Here is an 11230-nt window from a genome sequence, read left to right on the forward strand (position 1 = left end):
ATGACAGCAAAAGCAAAAAAGAATGTCCGAGAAACAGCACTCGATCTCCTTATGGCGATTGAGAAGAATCAGTCATACAGCAATTTGCTCCTCAACAATGAAATAAACAAGCATCAGCTTCCCCAGAAAGATGTAGGGCTCTTGACAGAATTAATTTATGGGACATTGCAAAGAAAAATGACCTTAGATTTCTTTTTAGCGCCATTTTTAAAACAGGCGAAGAGACTCGAGAATTGGGTGTTGCAGCTTCTACGGCTGACGCTTTATCAAATGGTTTTTCTTGATAAAATTCCCGACCGTGCCGCGATCCATGAAGCAGTTGAAATTGCCAAGAAACGGGGGCATAAAGGGATTGCCGGATTGGTTAACGGCGTCTTAAGAACGATACAACGGGAAGGCCTGCCAGCTTTGGAGAAGATACCTGATTCATTGGAGCGGCTGGCAATCGAAACGAGTCACCCATTATGGCTTGTAAGAAGATGGGTTGGTCAATTTGGCTATGAAATAACGAAACAAATGTGCGAGACCAACTTGACAGCTCCGCTGCAAACAGCGCGGGTCAACTTGCTGAGAATTTCCCGGGATGAATGCGTCCGACTCCTTGAAGAAGAAGGTTTTCAAATTGAAAAAAGCCCGATTATTCCCGAGGCAATACGCTCTATAAAAGGAAATTTGGCCGCATCTCAAGCATTTAAAAGCGGCCTGTTTACGATTCAAGACGAGAGCTCGATGCTAACTGCCTATGCGCTTGACATCAAAGAAAACGAACAGGTTTTAGATGCCTGTGCTGCCCCTGGAGGAAAAAGTACCCATATCGCGGAAAAATTAAAGCAAACGGGACAAGTGTTTTCGCTTGATCTTCATGAACATAAGGTGAAATTAATTCACGATAATGCCGACCGTTTAGGTTTGACAAATATTCACCCCCGTGTATTAGACTCGCGAATGGCGGGCAGACATTTTGACGAGGAATCGTTTGACCGTGTGCTGCTTGATGCTCCTTGTTCCGGGCTGGGCGTAATGAGAAGAAAGCCGGATATCAAGTATACGAAGCGGGAGCAAGATGTTGAACGGTTAAGCCGCATTCAACAGGATTTGTTAGATTCAGTAGCTCCATTAGTTAAAATAGGCGGAATTCTTGTGTATAGTACCTGTACTGTGGACCAACAGGAAAATAACGGGACAATCGAAACTTTTTTACGGAATCATCCGGAATTTCGCTTGGACCCTTCGTTGAAACAGAGAATGCCCGAAGCAATCCAACCATTGGTGAAAGACTCCGGCTTGCAAATATTTCCGCAGAATTTTGGTTCTGATGGTTTTTATATTGCTGCCTTAACAAAGGAAAAAACAACCGTACAGGATAGAAAAGAGGTGTAACAGTTGGAACAACTTAAGACAACTGAGACAAATACTAGTGACGACAAGAAGCGATCGATTTATTCATTAAACCTCGATGATATGAAAAAATGGCTACAGGAGAACGGTGAAAAACCGTTTCGGGCTGAGCAGCTGTTTGATTGGCTTTATAAAAAAAGAGTAACTTCTTTCGAGGATATGAGCAACTTATCAAAAGCCTTAAGAGAGAAGCTTGCAAGTGAGTTCCAAATTACCACCTTAAATACTGTCGTGCAGCAAACTTCTTCGGATGGAACGATTAAATTTCTATTTGAACTCCATGACGGCTATTCAATTGAAACAGTTCTGATGCGGCATGACTATGGTAATTCCGTCTGCGTTACGACACAGGTTGGCTGCCGGATTGGCTGTACCTTTTGCGCTTCCACTCTCGGCGGCTTAAAGCGGCATCTGGAGGCTGGGGAAATTGTTGCCCAGGTGGTCAAGGTGCAAAAAGCATTGGATGAAACCGAGGAACGGGTAAGTTCAGTTGTCGTTATGGGAATTGGTGAGCCGTTTGATAATTATCAGAATTTGATTTCCTTTTTAAAAATCATCAATCATGAGAAAGGGCTTAATATTGGTGCACGTCATATTACTGTCTCAACGAGCGGCATCGTTCCCAAAGTCTATCAATTTGCTGATGAAAACATGCAGATTAACTTTGCTATTTCTTTACATGCTCCAAATACAGAATTAAGAACGAGATTAATGCCGATTAATAAAGCTTATAAACTTGATGACTTAATGAAAGCAGTACGGTATTATATCGATAAGACGGGGCGCCGGGTCAGCTTTGAATACGGTCTTTTCGGCGGTGTTAACGATTCAACCGACCATGCCGAGGAATTGGCTGATTTATTAAAGGATTTAAAATGCCATGTGAATCTGATACCAGTTAACTATGTGCCGGAAAGAGATTATGTGCGAACACCGCGAGAAAAGATTTTTGCGTTTGAAAAAACACTGAAAAATCGCGGTATTAATGTAACGATTCGCCGGGAGCATGGTCATGACATTGACGCAGCATGCGGTCAGCTTCGTGCAAAGGAGCGAAAAGAGGAGACGAGGTGAAGGTATGAAAGCAGTATTTAAAACAGATAAAGGGAAGGTACGGCTGCACAACGAGGATGCCGGTGGAATCTTTGTCAATAAGGATGGCAGTCTCCTTGCTATTGTTGCCGATGGGATGGGCGGTCACCGGGCAGGCGATGTCGCAAGTGAAATGAGCGTTTCCCATTTGAAAAAGGAATGGGAAACAACAGAGAAAATTTTGACTGCAGATACAGCTGAAAAGTGGTTGCAGGAGGAAATTACCGCTGTCAACAATATTCTTTTAGAACATGCTGCCAATAATTCAGAGTGTGATGGTATGGGGACAACAATCGTTGCCGCCATAACCACTGATCGGTTTGCAACCATAGCAAATATCGGAGATAGCCGCTGCTATATTTTAAATGAATCCGGATTTAAACAAATTACAGAGGATCATTCTCTTGTCAATGAACTTGTCCGTTCAGGGCAAATTTCCAAGGAGGATGCCGAACATCACCCAAGGAAAAATGTCCTATTAAGGGCATTAGGTACTGAAAAAAAAGTTGAAATGGATATTAAGACGATTATTTTTGAAGAAGGAGATATCCTGCTGCTGTGTTCCGACGGACTCTCTAACAAAGTAAGTGAAAATGAAATGGTGAAAATCCTTTTAAATGAAGAACCGCTTGAAGAGAAAGCCCAAACACTTATCTTACTCGCCAATGAAAACGGCGGAGAGGATAATATTACCTTGGGAATTGTGGAGTTTTCTGAGGGCAGTGAGGGGTGATGCCGGATGATGATTGGAAAAAGATTAAGCGGGCGCTATAAAATTTTAAATATTATTGGCGGCGGAGGCATGGCAAATGTCTACCTGGCCCATGATATGATTCTTGATCGTGATGTAGCCGTTAAAATGCTCAGGCTTGATTTTGCAAATGATGAAGAATTTATCAGGAGATTTCGCCGGGAAGCACAAGCAGCTACAAGTCTTGCGCATCCGAATATTGTTAATATTTATGATGTAGGCGAAGAAAATGATCTTTATTATATTGTGATGGAATACGTTGATGGGCAGACTCTTAAACAATACATACAGCAAAATTCTCCATTAAGAGTGGAAAAAGCAATCGAGATCATGAAACAGCTGACATCTGCCATTTCACATGCTCACCATAATCATATTATTCATCGTGATATTAAACCACATAATATTTTAATAGACCATGAAGGAAATGTGAAAGTGACTGATTTTGGGATTGCTACCGCTCTGAGCGCAACAGCGATAACGCAAACAAATTCAGTCTTAGGCTCGGTTCATTATTTATCACCTGAGCAGGCAAGAGGCGGCATGGCGAATCGAAAGTCGGATATTTATTCACTTGGGATCGTGATGTTTGAATTATTAACTGGCAGACTGCCGTTTTCGGGTGAATCAGCTGTATCCATCGCCTTAAAGCATCTGCAATCAGAGACTCCGTCGGTGCGGCGCTGGAATCCAAGTATTCCGCAAAGTGTCGAAAATATCGTCTTAAAGGCAACTGCGAAAGACCCATTTCATCGCTATAACAGCGTTGACGAAATGGAGGAGGACTTGCAGACTGCTCTAGATCCCGAACGGATGAATGAAGCCAAGTTTGCTATTCCTGTCGATGATGAAGCCACGAAAGCCATTCCGGTAATAACCAATGACAAACCATTAAAAAATCTGGAAGAAACCTTGGTTCATAGCACTGAAAACACAGCTGAAAAACCGACCGAAAAAACTAAGAAAGAGAAAAAGAAAGAGAAAAAAAATAAAAAAAGAAAAAAATGGCCGCTAGTTCTCGTTTCTATTTTTCTTTTTTTATGTGTCATAGGATTATTATCTGCTTTATTTTTGCCAGGAATACTTTCTGCTAAGGAGGTTAAAGTTCCTAATGTTAGCGGAATGGAACTGGACGATGCCGTTTCCAAATTAAAGCAAAGTGGATTAGGTATTGATAAAAAAATCAAGATCACAAGTGAAGAAGTAGAAGAAGGTCTCGTTATCAAAACGGACCCCGAAGCAGGAGAAACGGTTAAGGAAAAAGCAAAAGTCACGCTTTATATTAGTTCCGGGAAGAAAAAACTGGAATTATCCAACTATGTTGGCAGAAACTATGATGATGTCGTTCGTTTATTAGATGATAAATTTAAAGATATAAAGAAAATTGAAAAGCACGATGATAGTGCCCCGGGGACGATACTCAGCCAAAATCCGCCGGAAGGGGAACAAGTGGTTCCGGAAGATACCGTCTTAGAATTTGAAGTTAGCTTAGGTCCGGAAATTATTGTCTTAAAAGATTTAACCCAGTATAGTTTAAAAGGTGCCCAGGACTACTGTTCATTAGTTGGGCTAACTCTGGATGCATCACAGGAACAATATGATGAGAAAGTACCAGCAGGAATGGTCATCTCCCAATCACCTAAAGAAGGAACTGAGCTAAAAAAAGGCGATAAGGTTACGGTTGTCATCTCCAAAGGAGAGAAACCTCCAAAAAAGGTCGTCAAAGAGATCACTATTCCCTTTGAACCTGATCCGGAAAATCCTGATAAGGAACAAGTGGTACAGATTTATATTGATGATATGAATCGAAACATGACAGAACCAGCGGAAACATTTAACATCAATGCAACCAAAAAGGTTCAAATCGAGTTAACTATTCCGTATGGTAAAAAAGCCGGCTATAGGGTCATGAAGGACAACACGGTCTTTATGGAAGAAGTTATTAACTATTCGGATATAGATTAAACTGGAAATTAGTGATGGAATTATTAGGAAAAATAATGGTACACATGGAGGGGTGCTATGCCTGAAGGAAAAATTATTAAAGCATTAAGTGGCTTTTACTATGTACTCCATCAGGATCATGTCATTCAATGCCGTGGCAGAGGGGTTTTTCGAAAAAATAAAATCACCCCTCTTGTTGGCGATGAAGTTGTTTTTCAAGCTGAGAATAACCAGGAAGGCTACATTTTGGAAGTGAAAGAGCGAAAGAATGAATTGCAGCGGCCGCCGATTGCCAATGTAGACCAAGCTATTTTGGTTTTTTCAGCGGTAGAACCGGACTTCAGTCCGGGATTGCTGGATCGCTTTCTTGTGTTGGTTGAATTTAACCATATCAAACCGCTGATTTGTATTACAAAAATGGATCTTACTAATGATGACGAGCAGCAAAAGATTTCAACATATGCCGAGCATTATAACGGCGCCGGATATGAAGTGATTCTAACCTCATCCGAAACAGAAGCGGGGATAGATCGTTTGAATCCGCATCTTGAAAATAAAATTTCTGTCTTTGCTGGTCAATCGGGGGTAGGAAAGTCCTCTTTGTTAAATGTTTTGCGGCCCGATTTAGAGTTGAAAACGAATGATATTTCCGCTCATTTGGGAAGGGGCCGGCATACGACTAGGCATGTTGAATTAATAAAAGTAGGTAACGGCCTTGTGGCCGACACGCCCGGGTTTAGTTCATTGGAATTTACCAATATCGAAGCCGAGGATCTAACCCGTTGTTTTCCGGAATTTCTCCGGGCAAGTGAACAATGTAAATTTCGCGGCTGCCTTCATTTGAAAGAACCAAAATGCGGTGTCAAACTGAAAGTAGAGGCAGGAGAGATCCCGGTATACCGTTATGAACACTATGTTGATTTTTTACGAGAAATTAAAGAGAGAAAGCCGAGGTATTAGTAATGATAAAAATTGCTCCCTCCATTCTTTCCGCCGATTTTGCCAAGCTGGGGGAAGAAATTACAGCAGTTGAAAGAGCTGGAGCCGACTACATTCATGTTGATGTAATGGACGGACATTTTGTTCCCAATATCACTATTGGTCCGTTAATTGTCGAGGCCATCAGGCCCATTACCAAACTGCCGCTTGATGTCCATCTGATGATTGAAAACCCTGATCAGTATATTGACGCATTTGCCAAAGCAGGAGCTGACTATCTTACAGTTCATGTAGAAGCCTGCCGCCATTTGCACCGCACGATTCAAACGATTAAATCGTTTGGGGTCAAAGCGGGCGTTGTGTTAAATCCGGCAACTCCGGTCGATACGATTCAGCATATTATTGGTGACATTGACATGGTTTTATTAATGTCGGTTAATCCTGGATTTGGCGGACAAAAGTTCATTCCGGAAGTGCTTCCGAAAATTACTCAAGTCAAGCAAATGGCCGAAACAAAAGGGTTGGACATCGAAATTGAAGTAGATGGCGGCATTAATTCAGAAACGGCTGTTCAATGTGCCCAAGCAGGGGCAAATGTTCTCGTCGCAGGTTCAGCCATTTATAATCAAGAAAACTATGCGAATGCCATTGCGCAGCTAAAGAGCCGGCTTTAATGCCCGGCTTTTTGCTTAGGGGAGAGAGGTACTGTTATGGTTATCAATATCCTGGCAGGGGGCCCGGAAGACCTTTTGCCTAATTTGCAGCAATATAAAGGAGATGGGGCGATCTGGGTCGGTGTTGACCGCGGAGTTTTTCATTTGTTAAAAAGAAACATCACTCCGGAAATAGCTTTTGGTGATTTTGATTCCGTCTCACCGGAAGAATTAGCGTTGATTGAAACGAAAGTAGCAGAATTGAAACGATTTCAGCCGATAAAGAATGAAACAGATACGGAGCTTGCCCTTAATTGGGCATTAGCCCAGAGACCTAAAACAATCCGGCTGTTTGGAGCTACCGGTGGCCGGCTTGATCATTTATTTGCCAATGTTCAGCTGCTTGTTCAACCGTTAAAGACCAAGCAGGCAACAGATATTTATTTAATTGACAGATGTAACGAGATGTTTATCAAAGGACCAGGAATGTATGAATTAAAAAAACGGGAAACAGAAAAATACATTTCGTTTATTCCCCTGACGCTTGAGATCAGTAATCTCACACTTTCCGGCTTTAAATATCCCTTGAAAAATCGTCATATTTCTCTTGGTTCGACACTATGTATTAGTAATGAACTTATTAGTGAATATGGTACTTTTTCATTTTCCGAAGGCATATTAATAGTGGTAAGAAGCCATGATTAATAGGCTTGTTAGGTGGTACTGATTTCGTCAGTTTGAATAATATGATATTGACGTTTGCAAGTTAAAAGTGATAAGAGAAGCGACGTGAGATTGGTGAGGAGGGACAGTATGAAATTTTATACGATTAAACTGCCGAAGTTTCTAGGCGGCATTGTCCGGGCGATGATTGGTGTGTTTCATAAGAAAGAATAAAAAATTCAGCTCAAGGATGATTTAATACCTTTCGATAAACGTGAAGTACCCATAACTTTTGGGTGCTTTTTATTTTGTCAATTAGGAAATAATATATAATAGGATGGAATGAAAAAAGCATCCCAAAAGGATGCTCATGTTTCGCTAAATCATACGCGTTCAACTTTACCGGATCTTAACGCTCTTGCCGAAACCCAGACGCGTTTTGGCTTGCCATCAACAAGAATACGTACTTTTTGTAGGTTAGCACCCCATGTGCGCTTATTAGCGTTCATAGCGTGTGAACGTGCGTTACCAGTGGTTGTTTTCTTTCCAGTTACAACACATTTACGTGGCATAGATTATCCCTCCTTAACTACCAACAGCATAAACAGTAATGTTTAGAAACAAAGTACTATAGAAAAATGGCTCAGTCCAATTTTCTAGTCTTCACATACTTTAATAATTTACCATACAACGAATACGAATGCAATAGCGAAAAGCGAAAGTGCCACTCCCCTGGGACTATAGCTAGACAATAGCGAAAAGCGAAAATACCTAGATGTTTGAACCGGACAAAATGTATTCAAGAAAAAAACCTTGACAATACTTAATTAAAAATGCTCTCATAGTAAAAAGAAAGCTATGGCTTCCAATATCGCTTTCACTATAGTAAAATGACTGTAGCCTAGGAGCAAAAATCCAAAGGAGGAACGATTCATGTCCATCGAATTAAAAACGAAGTACGGACAAATTGATATTTCAAACGAAGTGATCGCTACGATTGCTGGAGGAGCGGCAATTGAATGCTACGGAATCGTCGGTATGGCCTCCAAAAATCAAATTAAAGATGGTATTACGGAAATATTGCGGAAAGAAAACTTCACCCGCGGTGTTATTGTTAGACAGGAAAATGAGGCAATACATATTGATATGTACATTATTGTCAGCTATGGAACGAAAATTTCCGAAATTGCTCACAACGTGCAATCAAAGGTAAAATACACCCTTGATAAGACTGTTGGACTTGCCGTTGACTCGGTAAATATTTACGTTCAGGGAGTTCGTGTGACTCAACCTTAATAAGGAGGAAGTTTTGTGTCAATTACAGCACTAGATGGAAAACGTTTTGCCGAGATGGTCATCCATGCTGCGAATCATCTGGCTGCAAATGCCAAGATGGTTGATGCTCTAAACGTTTTTCCAGTACCGGACGGCGATACGGGAACAAATATGAATTTATCCTTGACCTCCGGAGCAAGAGAAGTTAAAAATAATGTTCAAGAACATATTGGCAAGGTTGGTGTGGCCCTTTCAAAAGGGTTACTGATGGGAGCCCGAGGAAATTCCGGGGTCATTCTTTCCCAACTCTTTCGCGGCTTTGCAAAATCGATTGAAAATAAAGCGGTTATTTCAGGAAGTGATTTTGCCCAGGCCTTTGAGGCAGGGGTGGAAACTGCCTATAAAGCCGTCATGAAGCCAGTAGAAGGGACTATTTTAACTGTCGCCAAAGATGCAGCCAAAAAAGGTGTCCAAGCCTCTGAAAAATCCGATGATATCATTGTCATTATGGAAGCAGTTTTAAAGGAAGCAAAAGCCTCTTTAAAGCGAACGCCTGATCTTCTTCCGGTGTTAAAGGAAGTAGGAGTTGTTGATAGCGGCGGCCAAGGTCTTGTATGTGTGTATGAGGGATTTCTTGCCGAACTAAAGGGTGAAAAACTATCTGATAACGCCAATGTTCTTCCGTCGATGGATGAATTGGTAAATGCCGAACACCATAAAAGCGTTCAAAGTCATATGAACACAGAGGATATTGTTTATGGCTACTGTACTGAATTTATGGTTAAATTTGAGGACGCAAAGATTGCGAAAAACCCTTTCAAAGAGGAAGTATTCCGTAACGATCTAAGCAAGCTGGGTGATTCACTGCTTGTGATTGCCGACGATGAACTGGTAAAAGTTCATATTCATTCGGAACAGCCTGGAAATGTTTTAAATTATGGACAGCGTTATGGCAGTTTAATCAATATGAAAATTGAAAATATGCGCCAGCAACATTCCCAGATTGTTGGCGGAACCAAAAACACTTTAGAATCTGACCACCCTGTTGCACCAAAGGAACAGCAGGAATATGGAATTGTCACGGTTTCCATGGGTGCGGGCATTGCAGATTTATTTAAAAGCATCGGTGCCCATGCGGTTATTGAAGGCGGCCAGACAATGAATCCCAGTACGGAAGATATTGTCAAGGCCATCAAGGAAGTTAATGCGCGAAAGGTTTTTATCTTGCCAAATAACAAAAATATTATTATGGCGGCTGAACAGGCGGTTCAAGTAGCTGAAGAGGAAATTTATGTTATTCCTTCCAAAACGGTTCCCCAAGGGCTTTCAGCACTGCTTGCCTTCAATCCCAATGCCGATGCAAAAACAAATGAAGCGGCAATGAAGGAATCATTGAAGCATGTAAAGACAGGACAAATCACTTTTGCTGTCCGCGATACGCAAATAGATGGATTGGATATTGAAAAAGATGATTTCATGGGGATTGCTGAAGGAAAGATAGTCGTTAAAAATAAGGATAAAATGACGGCTGCCGAAGACTTGTTAGCACAAATGTTGGATGATGATTCAGAAATCTTGACGATCATTTATGGAGAAGGCGTAACCGAATCAGAAGTGAATCAGCTAAAGGAATTTATCGGGAAAAATTATGCGGATGTGGAAATTGAAATTCATAATGGTCAGCAGCCGTTGTATTCTTTTATCTTTTCAATTGAATAGGGAATCGATAAAATAGTAGGTGGGTCTCTAGGGGAGATCCACCATTATTTTTTTAAAATAGGTAGAGACATTTTTAAGCAAATGAATAGAGATGTATTAACAGCATTTGCTTTAGGGAGGAAAGGTTTGTGAAATATAGGAGTGTCTTTGATATTATCGGTCCTGTCATGATTGGACCATCAAGTTCACATACAGCTGGTGCCGCAAGAATAGGCCGGGTGGCCCGTAGTCTTTTTGGCCGAGAACCAAAATGGGCGAATATCTCTTTATATGGTTCATTTGCTAAAACATACAAAGGTCATGGTACAGATGTTGCCATTGTTGGCGGCTTATTAGATTTTGATACGGATGATCAAAGGATCATTCACGCTCTCGATATTGCCAAGGAGCGGGGGATTAAACTTAACTTTATCGAAGAAGATGCCGTAACAGACCACCCGAACACCGCCAGAGTGATGATGGGCGATCACAATGGGGAATTGGAATTGGTCGGAATTTCAATAGGCGGTGGTAAAATAGAAATAATCGAGTTGAATGGTTTTGAGCTGAAGCTTTCTGGTAACCATCCCGCGATTCTCGTCGTCCATAACGATCGTTTTGGAGCGATCGCCAGCGTTGCCAATACCCTTGCCAAATACGAAATCAATATTGGTCATATGGAAGTTGCCCGCAAAGATGTTGGGAAAATGGCACTCATGACTATTGAAGTAGATCAGAATATTGATGATCAGCTGCTTGTGGAACTTGAACAGCTTCCCAATATTTTAAAAGTAACGAAGATTGTAGATTAAGCATT

Annotated in this window: 12 protein-coding genes; 11 read left to right on the plus strand and 1 reads right to left on the minus strand. The window is 41.3% G+C overall.

The window, feature by feature from the left end; genetic code table 11:
• From rsmB to spoVM, 8 genes are all read left to right on the plus strand, one after another.
• The gene (gene rsmB, locus JK635_RS10420) at positions 1–1380 is read left to right on the plus strand and encodes a 16S rRNA (cytosine(967)-C(5))-methyltransferase RsmB (protein ID WP_202653885.1); all 1380 of its coding nucleotides are present in this window, start codon (positions 1–3) and stop codon (positions 1378–1380) included.
• Positions 1381–1383: 3 nt separating this feature from the next.
• Entirely contained in the window at positions 1384–2472 is a 1089-nt protein-coding gene (gene rlmN / locus JK635_RS10425; protein ID WP_202653886.1) for a dual-specificity RNA methyltransferase RlmN, read from the plus strand.
• Positions 2473–2476: 4 nt separating this feature from the next.
• Entirely contained in the window at positions 2477–3223 is a 747-nt protein-coding gene (locus JK635_RS10430) for a Stp1/IreP family PP2C-type Ser/Thr phosphatase (protein ID WP_202653887.1), read from the plus strand.
• A 6-nt stretch (positions 3224–3229) separates the two neighbouring features.
• On the plus strand, positions 3230–5206 hold the full coding sequence (gene pknB / locus JK635_RS10435) for a Stk1 family PASTA domain-containing Ser/Thr kinase (protein WP_202653888.1): 1977 nt from the start codon (positions 3230–3232) through the stop codon (positions 5204–5206).
• 57 nt (positions 5207–5263) lie between these two features.
• On the plus strand, positions 5264–6145 hold the full coding sequence (gene rsgA / locus JK635_RS10440) for a ribosome small subunit-dependent GTPase A (RefSeq protein ID WP_202653889.1): 882 nt from the start codon (positions 5264–5266) through the stop codon (positions 6143–6145).
• A 2-nt stretch (positions 6146–6147) separates the two neighbouring features.
• Positions 6148–6798, plus strand: a complete 651-nt coding sequence (rpe, locus tag JK635_RS10445; protein WP_202653890.1) for a ribulose-phosphate 3-epimerase — start codon at positions 6148–6150, stop codon at positions 6796–6798.
• Positions 6799–6834: 36 nt separating this feature from the next.
• A complete protein-coding gene (locus tag JK635_RS10450; RefSeq protein ID WP_202653891.1) occupies positions 6835–7482 on the plus strand; it encodes a thiamine diphosphokinase in 648 nt (215 codons plus the stop codon).
• A 108-nt stretch (positions 7483–7590) separates the two neighbouring features.
• Positions 7591–7674: a stage V sporulation protein SpoVM gene (gene spoVM, locus JK635_RS10455; protein ID WP_199417578.1), complete on the plus strand. Its 84-nt coding sequence runs from the start codon at positions 7591–7593 to the stop codon at positions 7672–7674.
• A 149-nt stretch (positions 7675–7823) separates the two neighbouring features.
• Here spoVM and rpmB read toward each other — a convergent pair whose 3' ends face one another.
• Positions 7824–8012, minus strand: coding sequence for a 50S ribosomal protein L28 (gene rpmB, locus JK635_RS10460; protein WP_007087786.1), 189 nt, complete (start codon positions 8010–8012; stop codon positions 7824–7826).
• A gap of 361 nt (positions 8013–8373) precedes the next feature.
• On the opposite strand from rpmB, the gene JK635_RS10465 reads away from it, so the two are divergent.
• From JK635_RS10465 to sdaAB, 3 genes are all read left to right on the plus strand, one after another.
• Positions 8374–8736 (plus strand): Asp23/Gls24 family envelope stress response protein, encoded by a 363-nt coding sequence (locus tag JK635_RS10465; protein WP_202653892.1) that lies wholly within the window; start codon positions 8374–8376, stop codon positions 8734–8736.
• Positions 8737–8751: 15 nt separating this feature from the next.
• The gene (locus JK635_RS10470) at positions 8752–10434 is read left to right on the plus strand and encodes a DAK2 domain-containing protein (RefSeq protein WP_202653893.1); all 1683 of its coding nucleotides are present in this window, start codon (positions 8752–8754) and stop codon (positions 10432–10434) included.
• 128 nt (positions 10435–10562) lie between these two features.
• Positions 10563–11225, plus strand: a complete 663-nt coding sequence (gene sdaAB / locus JK635_RS10475; protein ID WP_202653894.1) for an L-serine ammonia-lyase, iron-sulfur-dependent subunit beta — start codon at positions 10563–10565, stop codon at positions 11223–11225.
• Positions 11226–11230 lie beyond the last annotated feature (5 nt).

It is taken from the genome of Neobacillus paridis (assembly GCF_016765675.1).
Classification (GTDB): Bacteria; Bacillota; Bacilli; order Bacillales; family Cytobacillaceae; genus Neobacillus; species Neobacillus paridis.

What these genes read in the sequence shown, in the direction of transcription:
- JK635_RS10465 (WP_202653892.1), top strand. Translation starts at nt 8,374, where the DNA reads ATGTCCATCGAATTAAAAACGAAGTACGGACAAATTGATATTTCAAAC.
- JK635_RS10430 (WP_202653887.1), top strand. Translation starts at nt 2,477, where the DNA reads ATGAAAGCAGTATTTAAAACAGATAAAGGGAAGGTACGGCTGCACAAC.
- spoVM (WP_199417578.1), top strand. Translation starts at nt 7,591, where the DNA reads ATGAAATTTTATACGATTAAACTGCCGAAGTTTCTAGGCGGCATTGTC.
- pknB (WP_202653888.1), top strand. Translation starts at nt 3,230, where the DNA reads ATGATGATTGGAAAAAGATTAAGCGGGCGCTATAAAATTTTAAATATT.
- rsgA (WP_202653889.1), top strand. Translation starts at nt 5,264, where the DNA reads ATGCCTGAAGGAAAAATTATTAAAGCATTAAGTGGCTTTTACTATGTA.
- rsmB (WP_202653885.1), top strand. Translation starts at nt 1, where the DNA reads ATGACAGCAAAAGCAAAAAAGAATGTCCGAGAAACAGCACTCGATCTC.
- JK635_RS10450 (WP_202653891.1), top strand. Translation starts at nt 6,835, where the DNA reads ATGGTTATCAATATCCTGGCAGGGGGCCCGGAAGACCTTTTGCCTAAT.
- rpe (WP_202653890.1), top strand. Translation starts at nt 6,148, where the DNA reads ATGATAAAAATTGCTCCCTCCATTCTTTCCGCCGATTTTGCCAAGCTG.
- rpmB (WP_007087786.1), bottom strand. Translation starts at nt 8,012, where the DNA reads ATGCCACGTAAATGTGTTGTAACTGGAAAGAAAACAACCACTGGTAAC.